The sequence below is a fragment of the Kosakonia sp. HypNH10 genome, from assembly GCF_029850615.1.
In the GTDB taxonomy this organism is placed as follows: Bacteria; Pseudomonadota; Gammaproteobacteria; order Enterobacterales; family Enterobacteriaceae; genus Kosakonia; species Kosakonia cowanii.
The window spans coordinates 319,316-332,534 of sequence record NZ_JAOTIU010000001.1 but is presented as its reverse complement, the minus strand read 5'-3'; the positions used below and the strand labels follow the sequence as shown (position 1 = coordinate 332,534).

Below are 13,219 nucleotides of genomic sequence, written 5' to 3'. Positions count from 1 at the left end.
CTCGCTCAGGCATCCCCTGTAAACGGCCAGTTAAATTCTGCGATTGTTGCCAGCGGCAGACGCTGCCCGCTCTGGTAGCAGCGAATACTCTCGGCAACCAGCGGCGAGCGCAGGTTTGACGCGGTGAGGATCTCCTCAGCCGTTACCCACAAACAGCGGTCGATGTCGCTGTCGTGCGGCTCAGTGGCGCACATTTCGTTAAGCTCAATAGCAAACAGGAAGCGCAAAAAGGGCGTGTTGTCGGGCGCAATCCACTGATGCATGCGGATAAAGTGCTGCGGCGCGGCATCGATACCTGTCTCTTCCCATAGCTCGCGCTTCGCGGCCTGCACTAATGTTTCGTCCGCTTCAAGATGACCGGCAGGCTGGTTCCACAATACCTTGTCGCGGATCGTCTCTTCGACAACGAGGAACTTTCCCTGCGCGTGAACCACACAGGCTACGGTGACATGGGGTTTAAACATCGATTTCTCCCTGGCAGTTAAGCGTCACGCCATTCGCCATTGGCGAGGTTTTCCAGCGTGTAGTTTCCCATAGCGTAGCGGATGAGGCGCAAAGTGGGAAAGCCAACGTGGGCGGTCATGCGTCGCACCTGGCGATTGCGGCCTTCATAAAGGGTGATTTTAAGCCAACTGGCCGGGATCGATTTGCGCTCGCGAATCGGCGGGTTACGCGGCCACAGCCAGGCGGGCTCCTCAACACGCTCAACCTCAGCGGGCAGGGTAGGACCATCGTTGAGCGTCACGCCAGTGCGTAACTGTGCAAGCGCCTCTTCAGTGGGTTCACCTTCGACCTGCACATAGTAGATTTTCCCGGTGCGTTTACCCGGCTGGGTCAACCGCGCTTGCAGCGCGCCGTCGTTTGTTAACACCAGTAAACCTTCGCTGTCGCGATCGAGACGGCCTGCGGCATAGACGCCGGGAACGTCGATATACTCTTTAAGGGTGCTGCGCCCGGCTTCGTCGGTGAACTGGGGTAAAACATCGTAGGGTTTATTAAACAAAATCACGCGCGTTGGCGCGCTTTTTTCAGCCGTTCGGGCGGGTTGTCGTGAGCTGAATCGCTCAAGCTTGTGATTTCTATAAGAAGTTTTCTTCATGGTATTTTCACAGGTTATCAATTGCCGCATTATAGCGGAATCATGATTGCCTTTCATGGCGTCGAACTATCGGTTAGTATTGACGGGCTCATTACAATTCATTAACAAAAAACGGTTTGCTCTGTGTGATTCACGTAACAGGTGAGCGGACGCAGTCTGAGCGCCCCGGCATGAAGTCAGCGAGCAAAACAACCAGAAGCGCTCGAAGGAGAGGTGAATGGAAAGCAAAGTAGTTGTTCCGGCGGAAGGTAGTAAGATCACCCTGCAAAATGGCAAGCTCAACGTTCCTGTTAACCCGATTATCCCGTTTATTGAAGGCGACGGTATCGGCGTTGACGTGACCCCGGCAATGCTGAAAGTGGTCGATGCCGCTGTGGAAAAAGCCTACAAAGGTGAGCGTAAAATTTCCTGGATGGAGATTTACACGGGCGAGAAATCGACCCAGGTTTATGGCCAGGATGTCTGGCTGCCGCCTGAAACACTGGATCTGATTCGTGATTACCGCGTAGCGATTAAAGGCCCTCTGACCACCCCGGTTGGCGGCGGTATCCGTTCTCTGAACGTTGCCCTGCGCCAGGAGCTGGATCTCTACGTCTGCCTGCGCCCGGTGCGCTACTACCAGGGCACCCCGAGCCCGGTGAAACAGCCTGAACTGACCGATATGGTCATCTTCCGTGAGAACTCCGAAGATATCTACGCTGGCATTGAGTGGAAAGCTGACTCTGCCGACGCGGAAAAAGTGATCAAATTCCTGCGCGAAGAGATGGGCGTGAAGAAAATTCGCTTCCCGGAACATTGCGGTATCGGCATCAAGCCGTGCTCCGAAGAGGGCACCAAACGCCTGGTTCGCGCAGCGATCGAATATGCCATCACCAACGACCGTGACTCTGTGACGCTGGTTCACAAAGGCAACATCATGAAGTTCACCGAAGGTGCGTTCAAAGATTGGGGTTACCAGCTGGCTCAGCAAGAGTTCGGCGGTGAGCTGATCGACGGCGGCCCGTGGCAGAAAATCAAGAACCCGAAAACCGGCAAAGAGATCATCATTAAAGATGTGATCGCCGATGCGTTCCTGCAGCAGATCCTGCTGCGTCCGGCAGAATATGACGTTATCGCCTGTATGAACCTGAACGGCGACTACATCTCTGACGCCCTGGCTGCACAGGTTGGCGGTATCGGTATCGCACCTGGCGCGAACATCGGCGACGAGTGCGCACTGTTCGAAGCCACCCACGGCACCGCGCCGAAATACGCAGGCCAGGATAAAGTGAACCCGGGCTCCATCATTCTGTCCGCAGAAATGATGCTGCGTCATATGGAATGGTTCGAAGCCGCAGACCTGATCGTGAAAGGTATGGAAGGCGCAATCGCTGCCAAAACCGTGACCTACGATTTCGAACGTCTGATGGATGGCGCTAAGCTGCTGAAATGTTCAGAGTTTGGCGACGCGATTATCGCGAACATGTAATCCGCGCTGCGGGTTGCATAAGAACGGGAACCTATTGGTTCCCGTTCTTATTATTAGTTTTCGAACGGTTATCAAACATTTATCAAAACAATTTATCAAAACCGTGCATATATCATTGTTTTTTTAATTCGTGCTAAATAGTATTGGTTCATGGAATTCTATCTTTGAGCAAGTGACGGATGAGAACTAATTACTTTAAGTATGATTTATACCCGCAAAATGGTAATGCTTTGCATTTACCTATGAATACCGCCTTCTTGGATTTAATTAACAATAACAATCAACTGGCGAATTTAAACGGAACATATTATTCCATTCACCATATTAATGGTGACGTATTTATGTTTTTAAAAGCTAATAACACTGACATAATAAAAACAATTGATAGAGCAAACCATAGATACCAAGATATATCTGCTATTCTCCAAGCCAATGAGGAAATTGCTTTCGCATCTTATGTGGTTATCAAGCCAAGATGCATTGGCTTCGGTAGTACCGTTTACGGCCCGAAGATTGGCGCTTTTTCTACCTATTACGATCATTATTTCTTAAACTTAAATAATAATAATAATCTCAGGTTTGAACCTATTTCCAAAACCGTTACTCCAGCTCAAGCCTTGCAGTTCGCCCATATGGGTAAGATAAATGTTCGGTTGGAGAATAATTCACTTTTTGCTGCACGTCAGTTAACAAATTTTCTGGGAGTCACACCACTACAATTTGATGACGTCGAGAGCTTCGAACTTGTCATCAAACCTAAGCGAAGTAAGAACATCCGTGATACAATTGTACCCACGCTGACGAATTTGCCGCAGGGAGTACGAGACCTGACAATTGCGGCAAAACAAGCTGCGGGTGACCAGGCAGTAGAACTTCATATTGCAGCTTCCGGCTGTATATATGACATGGTAAATGTGAGGGACAATGTTCCAATATATACACAGATGGATACTAACTTTAACAACAATGCGGATTTAAGAAACGCTGGGTACTAAAATGATTAAAGCATTTCCTACAATATTTTTCGTAGCACTCACTAACGGTGTAGGACTTGCTATATACAAATACAGATATAATTTACTTCCTGATGTTAATTTTGTAGAACATCTTGATGGTTTAGGTGCGGCTATGGCCTCATATGCGACAGCAATGATGGCTTTAGTTTTTGCACTAATAGTAATATTGTCTTCTCTAGATAATGATAATATCAGAAGGTTTAGGGCGTACGGTTATTTCAAAGCAACTTACGCCTTTTACTTTATTGTTTTTCTTGAGCTTGGTATTACCCTGTTGTTTTCATTATTGTGCTTATCAAATATAAAATTATATTTCATAGCATCTTTAGCGTTGGTTTTTGGAATAATAACATTCATCCAAATAATTCTTATTGTCTTTCAGATAGTGATGCTATCTATCCGAAATTGAAATATATTTATTTTTCATTAATTTTTATCCAATTTTTACCTCTGTCATCATTATACCTGTCTGTTTGTTTTTGGGATTTATGGCCTAACAATTTACGAGTGTCAATCCCTTGTTCGCTATACAATCTTTCAGATAACGATCTTTGTTCGTGGAAAGTCGCTGGTGTTCCTTCCCCCCAAACTATTTCCGATTTGTCTCGGGCTTTACTGAAATTCATTGTTAATGTGTTCGATTTTACCTTCGCCCCTCGTTCTGCCATTGAGGTAGAACGAAAGAAATGAACTAGGTACGGGCTTATCGCATAGTCGCGGCAGCGCGCAATTACATCCCTCAAACTCCAGTTAATCACGTTCAGTCTTAGGGATAGTGGGATGGCCAGCTTGCTTCCAGTTTTCTCTTGAACAACATGAAGATGGTCATCCCAAATATCGCTGAATTTCATGTTAGAGATATCCCCCAAACGCTGGCCAGTCACAAGGGCTAACAACATAGCGTTACCCATATACTTATGGTTTGCGTCGGCAATATCGAAAATTTTCTGCCACTCTTCCAGATTAAGGCGTTGCCGCGTTATACGTCGGCGCGGCTGTTTTGTTGCAAGGGCAGGGTTGTACCCAGGGGGAACCTCCCCATAATGTTGCGCTTCTTTAAATACATCGATTAAAACTGAGCGTATTACCTGCGCCATTCTCGGTTGACCATCTGAAACATAGATCTCCAGTATTTCAGCTATATCCCGCACATTTACCGACGAGATTAGCTTGGTACCTACACGCTCACGAAGCAAAGCTACTGGTTTTGCTTTTTGCTTAAAGGTATTCAGCTTGATATCGCCACTTTCCAGTCTTTCACTTTGGATCTTCCAGTAACGGTCAAGCCAAGTGTTTGCGGTTATAGCTTTACCTTTGCTTGTCGCGATTTTGTCGCTGATCGCCATGATCTGCCGAGAATGCTGTTCTGCGAGTCGAGTATTAGCCTCAGTAGCAATGGCTATAGCCTCTGCTTCATCGGTACCGAGTGCATGAAATTTACCCGTAATAGGGTGTTTATAACGCCAGTAAACTTTGTTGACCTTCCGGCTATACAGAGGATATAGATTCGGGACGCTTACATTATTTTTACGAGGTCTTGCAGCCATCGTTAAGGATCCTTAATAACTTTGGTGAATCAGAATTCTTGATAATGGGCGAAGCTAATTCCCCAACCAATTCCGCATCTTCACGTACACGCCACAATCTCCCTTGCTTCATCGCTGGTGGCGAAAAAAGGTTTTGTTTTGCATAACGACGAAGAGTGGAAACACTGGGTGGATTGCTGCGATATTTATCTGCTGCCCATTCCTCAAGCGTCAACATCTGAATCATGGTCGGTTCTCCGCTACCGGCTGCAACCGGTTATTTAAGTCTGTAGGCACATGACGAGCACCCATGACAGGTGCCGTCGTTACAGCTGATACAATTCTCCGTTCGCAGGCGGCCGGAGGCACTTGCTTGCTTATCCTGGCCGGTACCAGCAGCGGCATCGGTTCGCGCTAATCTAGCGAGCATGTTTCCCTCCTCGCATCTCGTTCAGCTGCTGACAATCCACGCAGGTCCTGCAACCGGGAATGGCAGTACGGCGCGCTTCAGGAATGTCCACACCACACGCTTCGCACTGCTCAGCGGATATAGCGTTATGGTCGATGCGAATGTGCTGTAAGGCATGCTCCATGGTGAGCTCTACAAGAGCGTTGGCCTGGTCGATGATTTCTGCTGCCATCACCCACGCCCTCCATTGTTGTCCGCCACAAACGAGCTCGAGCTGATGGCAGCTACCAGTCGCTGCCCTGCAGCTTTCTGAGCAGGAACGCTCGCAATGACAGTTGCTCTTTCTTTCTCGGTGCTGGCGCAGATACCTGACCAGTTAGAAATCAGGAAGAAGTTTTCCAGATCAGCCATAGAGGCTTTATCAACTAACTCATCGATCATCAGCACAACCGCATGCACCGGTTTACGTTTAAGCAGTTCCTGAATGGCATAGCCGAACGCGTTGATCATGACTGCATGGAACTGGATGTAATCGCGTTTATATTCCGCCGGCGACACGCCGTGCCTGATACCTTCCATCGCAGTCAGTTTTATCCAGGCTTCCCACAGGTCATAAACATCACCCTCTGAAACGGATGAGTCGCCCGCGCCTTTAAACTTCGCCGTTGCGTCACTCAGGGCTTTGAAACTGATCCACAGTTCGCTTTTAGCGGGCACAACGTTGTGTTCGAAGTCAGTCACCTCAGAAAATATGCTGTGCGTTCTGAGGAAAGTGATCATGCTCTGGGCAATTGTGTCCCTGCTGTTGTATGCCATGTTGATGGCAGCAGACGGCTTAGAGACGTTATTGTTGATATCGGAGAAGAACTGCTGGCGTGTCTTGAGTGGCAGTTGCAGCGTCATCATCAGAGGCACAAACAGTGTCTCGCCGTGCGTACGGCAAAACTGAGAAATGCCCGCCGCGCGATGCTGGCCATCAAACAGCTTGATGATCGCGTCCATGGGGAAACGTGCTATCCCCAGGTTGCTATTCCCAACCTCAGTGAATTCGATATCAGATTCGCAGTTGCCGACCAGGGGAGGAATGATGAACGGTTCTTTTTTCTCATGGGCTGATACCAGGTAGTCGTAAAACTTCTTCACCCGGCCTTTGTTAATTTCGCGCTGCGAGCGTTCCAGCGTGTGCCCGAAGTTGTCGGATGCAAGAATGCGGGTTAGCGTGCGGCCCGGAACGGTCATCAAAAGCACTCGTGTATCGCCCTGCATTCCATAGGACGCAGGGAACTCGAAGTAATATTCCATGCTGGATTTGCTCACGACGGCACCTCCGTTTTGCTACGAAGCTGGTGCGCGTAATATTGCGACAATGCTCCGGATGCAACTGAAACCAGTGTGTCGAAGTCGCAAACCACCGTATCGCCATCAATCTTCTCAGAGTTGGCTATCGTGAGTAATGCTTTGACTAGAGGGCCTTCCACTTCTGCGCGCAGGGCAGCGAGGAATGCATCAGTGGCTGGAGTTTCTTCGAGTGCATAGCAAACATCGTCATTGCTGCAGGGATCATCTTTTCCACAACCCACGCAGAAGTGGACCGATTCGCTGTGAGTCTTAATAGCCGACTTCATCAGAGCATTCTCTCCAGCCAGCTGCTTTGCCTCGTTCCGGGATTCGCACAGCGCCACGAACTGAACATCGAGGCGGTCTGCCATAGCGGTCATTAACTTTGCTGCTGCTGGTGGCAGAGTAGGGGTTGTCACTCTGGCTTCGGCGATCAGCTCTTTGGCATTCATTCGCATATAGGTATCTCCTTTGCACGCTGCAACGCGCGATTTTTGGTTGCACGAATCCCTCGCCGACTGGCGATTAATAAAAATGGGTTCGCTTTAATAAACGCCCGGAGAAGCGAAGGGCGCTTAATGAAGCGGGCGGCTGCAACCGCCCTGGTATCTCCACACAGATGTAAGCGCGCTCCGGAAGGAGTTTGCATTAACGACCAGACACTTGAGGGAGAGTGCCGGAGCGCGCTTACATCTGTGCGAAAAAAGTGCGGCACCCTCACGGGTAAGGATCCGGTGCCGCCAATGACTACACACTGCGTTTTGTTACTTTGTGGTGCCGGGTGCCTCCCGGTGATCGCATCCAGTTACTTGCGATCGGGTACCAAACCACCTGATAAAGACCTGGTTAACTGTCCCGCGCGCGCTGAGCCGCATTCACCACAACGGGGAGAGCACTGCGTAACCTGGCACCGATCTGGCCGCCGGTCGGTTTGTACTGGATTCTTCCCCAGCCACTGGCCCGGACAACGAAGCTTCTATGTGCGTTCCAACCAATGCTCTCTCCTGTTGTGCGATTACTTTATCAATTACGCAGTTGGTGATTGATGAGATGAATCTAAAATAACTTAGATTTAAGGTCAAGAAGAAAACCTAATTAGATTTAGATTTTCTATATAGACGAATGGGCAGAGACTTATTACTTAGAGCGTCGCATCATGCGACGATGCTCAACAACAACACCGATTACTCGAATTTTTTCTTTTTCTGAATTACGGATCGCATAATCTTCATTTAGGGGAACAAGCTCAAAAATTTCTTCACCGTTCTCGCCAATGCCTCTTGCGCGGTATTTTTTGAAGGTGGCTTCATCGCTACCGTTTTTTGCGACAACATAATCACCAGGACCCGGGTTCAGCTCCGGGTCGACGATAATGACATCACCTTCGATGAAGTCTGGCTCCATAGATTTTCCTTTGACCTTAAGAGCGAAGGTTGAATACGAATAGAATTCAGAGGTCAAAATATAATCTACTGTTCCTTCTAGATTTCTTGCGTCACATTCCGGCGACCATGCTCCGGCCTGAACATAGCTAATAATTGGGATTTGTTGCGCAGTCGGCGGTGCAATGCCTACATTTGACTCATCCTCCTGACCATACAAAAGGAAGCCTTCGCTAACACCGAGATACTTCGCTAGTTTAGTCAGCGATTTACCACCCGGCACGTTAAGATCTCTTTCCCAATAACCCACTGTCACATCAGAGACACCAAGGGCCTTTCCAAGCTGGCCCTGGGTTAGCTTTCTCTGCTTCCTTAACGTCCTTAAGCGCGTTCCTAATGTTCCCACATTTCAAACCTTCATCAATGAAACCTAAGTAATCTTAGTTTTTATTGATCTAAAAAAGATTAGGTAATAATATCTAAATATTCTTAGGAGGATGTTATGACTACGACTGATCTGGAACAGTACTTTGGCTCTCCAAATAAGGCTGCCGAGTTCTTCGGGGTCTCACCCGAGGCTTTTTATCAATGGCGTACTCGCCCTGGAAAACTCATCCCGAAAGGGCGAGCGGCGGAAGCAGCTGCTCGCACTAACGGGAAGCTCAAATTCAATGCCTTGCTATATCAAAAGACTAGCGGAACTCCCGCTTTGACTGAACCACAGCAGCAGGGGGCGAACCGTGGGTAATGAACACTGGAAAGTAGAAAAGCAGCCGGCATGGCTTGTGGCCGCCGTTCGCAAAACTATCGCTGCGCTACCTGGTGGGTATAGCGAGGCTGCCGAAATCATCGATGTCACTGAGGACGCTCTGTTTAATCGCCTGCGCGCTGGTGGTGATCAGATCTTCCCGATGGGCTGGGCTATGACTCTGCAAAAAGCGGCTGGTGTCAGCTATGTGGCTGATGCGTTTTCTCGTGAAACAGACAATGGGACCCATGTACCTGGCGCTGCTTACGAAGATGAGAACGAAGAAATTGGCCTGAAGTTGGCCGAACTGGTCGGGCAGTTAGGTAGTCTGGTAAGTGCTTACCGTGAATATATCGATGATGGGGTGGTTACTCGTGGTGAGTGGCAAAGCTTGAATGAAATCGCCTATCAATTCCGCGTCACGCTGATGACGTTCCTGAATCTTATTTCACGCGTCTACTGCCTTCCAGAAAAAGATGACGCCAGCGGGTTGCAGCCCCTGGCGTCGCGGCGTGTCGATCATAGTGGAGATACCAACGCATGAACATCTTAACGGCTAAAAGCCGCTTACCGCAACTGCGGATGAGGCCCGTTCCGGGTACTCCCTTGTTTCGGTATGAGCGCAGGGTACTAAATCGCTGGGTGTCATGTAACCACAGCCGCGCCAGTCGAATCGTGGGTGTTTTTAACCGGAAGGCGAAAAAATTATGCGGGATGTCGACAGGTGGTTCCGTGACAGAAGAGGCATCCCTGTCCGTGTCATTCGGTGGGAGCCAGAATCGCGGCGAGTTATCTATATGCGGGACGGCTACCCCCATGAATGCTTCAGCCCACTCCATATCTTTAAGCGCGATTAAAGAGAGTTTGAGGTAGATTCAGATGAGCATGGAATTAATGGTAAGAGCCATGAAAGCGAAGGTGGGCAATCCACTCCGCAAGCTCGTGCTGATAAAACTTGCCGATAATGCGAGTGACCAGGGCGAGTGCTGGCCCTCCGTTCCCTATATCGCAGATCAGTGCGAAATTTCAGAGCGTTCTGTTCAAAACCATATCAAAAAATTGGTTGAAGATGGTTTCGTGTCCGTCGAGGAGCGTAAATCCTCCAACGGCCTGAACCGTACGAACGTTTACACCCTTAATCTGCGCACTGGTGCAAATGCTGCACCCTCTGGTGCACCTGCTGCGCCAGGGGGTGCAGCAGGTGCACCAGGTGGTGTAAATGCTACACCGGTTAGTGGTGCAGGAGCTGCACCCGGAATCAGTAACTTATCTGAACCAGTCAAAGAATCAGTCACTAATAACTTATTCGAACAGGCCTGGGCGTTATATCCGAAGCGTGCAGGCGGTAATTCAAAAAGTGCGGCTCTGAAAGCGTGGGATGCGCGCGTGCGTGAGGGTGTCGCACCACATGACATGCTGGAAGGCCTAAAACGCTATGCGGCGTTTGTCAGCCAGACAGGGAAGACGGGTACCGAATTCGTTAAACAGGCGAGAACGTTCTTTGGTCCAGATCGTCATTTCGAAGATGCATGGCTAATCCCGGCAGCCAAAGGCTCCCGCCAAGACCCGTTATTCCCGGGTAGTTATGCCGACGCTGATTATTCTCAGCGCCCTGCAGGCTTTCGGGTGGTGAACTGATGCAATGTGAATCTGTAGATACTGGCATTGAAACCAAAAACGTTGCGTCAAACTTATCGCCGCGCGCATGGCAGCGTCCATTCCTGAAATGGGCTGGTGGAAAATATTCCTTGCTGCCTGAACTGGATCTCCTTATCCCGGCGGGTGCCCGGCTGATTGAGCCGTTTGTCGGGGGCGGGTCGGTTTTCCTCAACTCCGATAAGCATGAAAGTTTCCTGCTGGCTGATGCCAATCCGGATCTGATTAACCTCTATCAAATGCTTGCCGTATTGCCAGAGCAGGTAACGGTGCTGGCGCGCCAATTGTTTACAGAAATGGGTGACGAGCGGAGTTACTTCGCTGTTCGCCAGGCATTCAACTCGCAGCAGATGACGGGGCCGGCGCGGGCCGCCGCTTTCCTGTACCTGAACCGCCACTGCTTCAACGGCCTGATCCGCTACAACCGCGCCGGCGAGTTCAACGTCGGTTGGGGTAAAAAAACTGGCCCGTATTTCCCGGATAAAGAGCTGCTGGCTTTTGCTGCTGTGGCACCCAACTGCGTTTTCATGAACGCCGGTTACCGCCGCACGCTGTCGCTGGCGGGCGAGGGCGATGTCGTTTACTGCGATCCACCCTATGAGCCGCTGCCAGGCACGGCGGGTTTCACGAACTATGCCGCTGGCGGTTTCGCATGGGCTGACCAGGTGGCGCTGGCTGAATCCTGTGTTGCGGCACATCAGCGCGGTGCGCGGGTGGTGATCAGCAACTCGACGGCGCCACGGATTATCGAGCTCTACGAACAGCACGGCTTCACGCTGCATCACGTCAGCGCCCGCCGCTCCATTTCCAGCAAAGCCAGCACGCGAGAAAACGCTGCTGACATTGTGGCCATTCTCTGAGGAGGCAGCGTGAAAAAGAATCTTTTAACAGCCCGCCAGCAGCAAATACTCAGTCTGATCGTGGCTTTCCATAAGGAGCATGGCATCCCGCCGACGCAAAAGGAAGTTGCCGAACTGATGGGCGCAGCATCGCCGAACGCGGCAACTGAAGTGCTGCGATCCCTTCAGCGTAAAGGCGCTATCACCCTTTTTCCGGGCGTGTGCCGCGGCATCTCCATAAACAACCTGGGCGCGGAAGATGAAGCGATTTCGTTGTTGCGCTCGCTGGTGGCCGGTGAAGAACATGCGAGAGACCAGGCGATCTCCTTCCTGGAAATGCGCGGGGTACCGGTGTGAAACTCATCCTGCCATTTCCCCCGAGCGTAAACACCTACTGGCGCGCTCCGAATAAGGGGCCGCTCAAGGGACGCCATCTCATCAGTGCTGCTGGTCGTGCATTTCAGAGCGCAGCCTGTGCGGCAATCATCGAGCAGCTGCGCCGCCTGCCCAAGCCGTCGACCGAGCCCGCAGCGGTAGAAATCCTGCTTTTTCCGCCTGACGCGCGCCGCCGGGACATCGACAACTACAACAAGGCGCTTTTCGATGCGCTGACGCATGCAGGAGTGTGGGAGGACGACAGCCAGGTGAAAAAGATGCTGGTGGAGTGGGGGCCGATAGTGAAGGGCGGCAGCGTCGAGATCACAATCAGCATGTTCAAACCGACAACACTGGGAACTGTTAAATGAGGGCGCTGCTGAATCCGGTAGTAGTTAATGAGTTGGGTCTCGTTATTTTTCGACCCGGTGCCAGCCTGCTGATGCACTTCCGCCGCGGGCGCATGCTGCTGGAAAATGAACCGCAACGCCTGGCGGGTATGCCCAGCGGCGAATTGCCACCAGCTGAGCAGCCACTGGCCGAGGATCCTGCGCTCGCCGGTGTTTTTGAAAACGATGCGGTGCTTCGCCGCGCCGGTGGCATCGGTGGGCTGGAAAGCTGGCTGATGGAAAACGGTGGCTGTCAGTGGCCGCATGAAGACTGGCACGCGGAGAACATCACCACGATGCGCCATGCGCCCGGTGCGCTTCGCGTGTGCTGGCACTGCGACAACCTGCTGCGTGAGCAGACTACAGCTCAGCTGGCGCACATGGCGCGGGCGAACTGCGCGGCTTACATCCTCACCACCGCACGCCGCGAACTGGGTTTCGACGATTCGCATACGCTTACGTTGCCGGAGTTCTGCTGGTGGCTCGCGCGTAACGGCCTGGCAGATGCCTTGCCGGAAGATGCCGCACGGCAGTTGCTACGTATGCCTAAGTCGGTGATCCGTTCCGTCACCCGCGAAACAGAGCTGGTACCGGGCGAACGCTTCGGGCGCGAGATAGTGGAGGAGGTGGCTAAGCAGGTGCTGGCGCTGAATGTCGATCCGGAAACGCCGGAATCCTTCATGCTGCGCCCGAAGCGCCGCCGCTGGGAGAATGATAAGTACACCCGCTGGGTTAAAACGCAGCAGTGCATGTGCTGTGGCAACCCGGCAGACGACCCCCACCACCTGATAGGCCACGGGCAGGGTGGAATGGGTACGAAGGCGCACGACCTGTTTGTGATCCCGCTTTGCAGAGCGCATCACGAGGCGTTGCACGCTGACACAGTGGCATTTGAAGAAAAGCACGGCAGCCAGCTGGTACTGCTGTTTAGTTTTATCGATCGCGCACTGGCTATGGGCGTATTAGCGTAATAA

The 13,219-nt window shown here is 51.2% G+C and carries 19 protein-coding genes; 11 read left to right on the top strand and 8 right to left on the bottom strand.

Translation table 11 applies throughout. The features are described from left to right. Positions 1–5: 5 nt before the first annotated feature. Both N7V53_RS01755 and rluE read right to left on the bottom strand, forming a co-directional pair. Positions 6–464 carry an NUDIX hydrolase gene (locus tag N7V53_RS01755; RefSeq protein WP_128483164.1) on the bottom strand — a complete coding sequence of 153 codons (459 nt, stop codon included), beginning with the start codon at positions 462–464 and terminating at the stop codon, positions 6–8. A gap of 17 nt (positions 465–481) precedes the next feature. Beyond that, the gene (gene rluE / locus N7V53_RS01750; RefSeq protein ID WP_139567072.1) at positions 482–1,129 is read right to left on the bottom strand and encodes a 23S rRNA pseudouridine(2457) synthase RluE; all 648 of its coding nucleotides are present in this window, start codon (positions 1,127–1,129) and stop codon (positions 482–484) included. Positions 1,130–1,316: 187 nt separating this feature from the next. On the opposite strand from rluE, the gene icd reads away from it, so the two are divergent. The 3 genes from icd to N7V53_RS01735 all read left to right on the top strand — a co-directional run bounded on the left by icd (position 1,317) and on the right by N7V53_RS01735 (position 3,992). Then, positions 1,317–2,567, top strand: coding sequence for an NADP-dependent isocitrate dehydrogenase (icd, locus tag N7V53_RS01745; protein WP_023481567.1), 1,251 nt, complete (start codon positions 1,317–1,319; stop codon positions 2,565–2,567). Between the two features lie 179 nt (positions 2,568–2,746). Continuing rightward, complete coding sequence (locus tag N7V53_RS01740) at positions 2,747–3,562, top strand: hypothetical protein (protein WP_279791787.1); 816 nt, start codon at positions 2,747–2,749, stop codon at positions 3,560–3,562. A 1-nt stretch (position 3,563) separates the two neighbouring features. Further along, on the top strand, positions 3,564–3,992 hold the full coding sequence (locus N7V53_RS01735; protein ID WP_279791786.1) for a hypothetical protein: 429 nt from the start codon (positions 3,564–3,566) through the stop codon (positions 3,990–3,992). Between the two features lie 7 nt (positions 3,993–3,999). Here the strand turns inward: N7V53_RS01735 and N7V53_RS01730 are convergent, their stop codons facing one another. The 6 genes from N7V53_RS01730 to N7V53_RS01705 form a co-directional block, all read right to left on the bottom strand. Then, on the bottom strand, positions 4,000–5,130 hold the full coding sequence (locus tag N7V53_RS01730; protein WP_279791784.1) for a site-specific integrase: 1,131 nt from the start codon (positions 5,128–5,130) through the stop codon (positions 4,000–4,002). Further along, a complete protein-coding gene (locus N7V53_RS01725) occupies positions 5,111–5,356 on the bottom strand; it encodes an excisionase (protein WP_279791783.1) in 246 nt (81 codons plus the stop codon). The genes N7V53_RS01730 and N7V53_RS01725 overlap by 20 nt, the downstream gene beginning before the upstream one ends. A gap of 172 nt (positions 5,357–5,528) precedes the next feature. Then, positions 5,529–5,750, bottom strand: coding sequence for a TraR/DksA C4-type zinc finger protein (locus N7V53_RS01720; RefSeq protein WP_279791782.1), 222 nt, complete (start codon positions 5,748–5,750; stop codon positions 5,529–5,531). Beyond that, complete coding sequence (locus N7V53_RS01715; protein WP_279791780.1) at positions 5,750–6,835, bottom strand: DGQHR domain-containing protein; 1,086 nt, start codon at positions 6,833–6,835, stop codon at positions 5,750–5,752. Before N7V53_RS01715 ends, N7V53_RS01720 begins: the two co-directional genes overlap by 1 nt. After that, entirely contained in the window at positions 6,832–7,314 is a 483-nt protein-coding gene (locus tag N7V53_RS01710; RefSeq protein ID WP_279791779.1) for a hypothetical protein, read from the bottom strand. The genes N7V53_RS01715 and N7V53_RS01710 overlap by 4 nt, the downstream gene beginning before the upstream one ends. 679 nt (positions 7,315–7,993) lie before the next feature. Continuing rightward, positions 7,994–8,644 carry a S24 family peptidase gene (locus N7V53_RS01705; RefSeq protein WP_279791778.1) on the bottom strand — a complete coding sequence of 217 codons (651 nt, stop codon included), beginning with the start codon at positions 8,642–8,644 and terminating at the stop codon, positions 7,994–7,996. Between the two features lie 96 nt (positions 8,645–8,740). Here N7V53_RS01705 and N7V53_RS01700 point away from each other — a divergent pair, with 96 nt between their 5' ends. From N7V53_RS01700 to N7V53_RS01665, 8 genes are all read left to right on the top strand, one after another. Continuing rightward, a complete protein-coding gene (locus N7V53_RS01700; protein WP_279791776.1) occupies positions 8,741–8,986 on the top strand; it encodes a Cro/CI family transcriptional regulator in 246 nt (81 codons plus the stop codon). Further along, on the top strand, positions 8,979–9,530 hold the full coding sequence (locus tag N7V53_RS01695) for a YmfL family putative regulatory protein (RefSeq protein WP_279791774.1): 552 nt from the start codon (positions 8,979–8,981) through the stop codon (positions 9,528–9,530). Before N7V53_RS01700 ends, N7V53_RS01695 begins: the two co-directional genes overlap by 8 nt. Positions 9,531–9,693: 163 nt before the next feature. Further along, positions 9,694–9,843 carry a DUF4222 domain-containing protein gene (locus tag N7V53_RS01690; RefSeq protein ID WP_279791772.1) on the top strand — a complete coding sequence of 50 codons (150 nt, stop codon included), beginning with the start codon at positions 9,694–9,696 and terminating at the stop codon, positions 9,841–9,843. Between the two features lie 22 nt (positions 9,844–9,865). Then, positions 9,866–10,624 (top strand): helix-turn-helix domain-containing protein, encoded by a 759-nt coding sequence (locus N7V53_RS01685; RefSeq protein WP_279791771.1) that lies wholly within the window; start codon positions 9,866–9,868, stop codon positions 10,622–10,624. Further along, positions 10,624–11,502, top strand: a complete 879-nt coding sequence (locus N7V53_RS01680; protein WP_279791770.1) for a Dam family site-specific DNA-(adenine-N6)-methyltransferase — start codon at positions 10,624–10,626, stop codon at positions 11,500–11,502. Before N7V53_RS01685 ends, N7V53_RS01680 begins: the two co-directional genes overlap by 1 nt. 9 nt (positions 11,503–11,511) lie before the next feature. Next, positions 11,512–11,838, top strand: coding sequence for a LexA family transcriptional regulator (locus N7V53_RS01675; protein WP_279791769.1), 327 nt, complete (start codon positions 11,512–11,514; stop codon positions 11,836–11,838). Further along, positions 11,835–12,227, top strand: coding sequence for a RusA family crossover junction endodeoxyribonuclease (locus N7V53_RS01670; protein WP_279791768.1), 393 nt, complete (start codon positions 11,835–11,837; stop codon positions 12,225–12,227). Before N7V53_RS01675 ends, N7V53_RS01670 begins: the two co-directional genes overlap by 4 nt. After that, positions 12,224–13,216 (top strand): DUF968 domain-containing protein, encoded by a 993-nt coding sequence (locus N7V53_RS01665; protein WP_279791767.1) that lies wholly within the window; start codon positions 12,224–12,226, stop codon positions 13,214–13,216. The genes N7V53_RS01670 and N7V53_RS01665 overlap by 4 nt, the downstream gene beginning before the upstream one ends. The last annotated feature ends 3 nt before the right edge of the window (positions 13,217–13,219 follow it).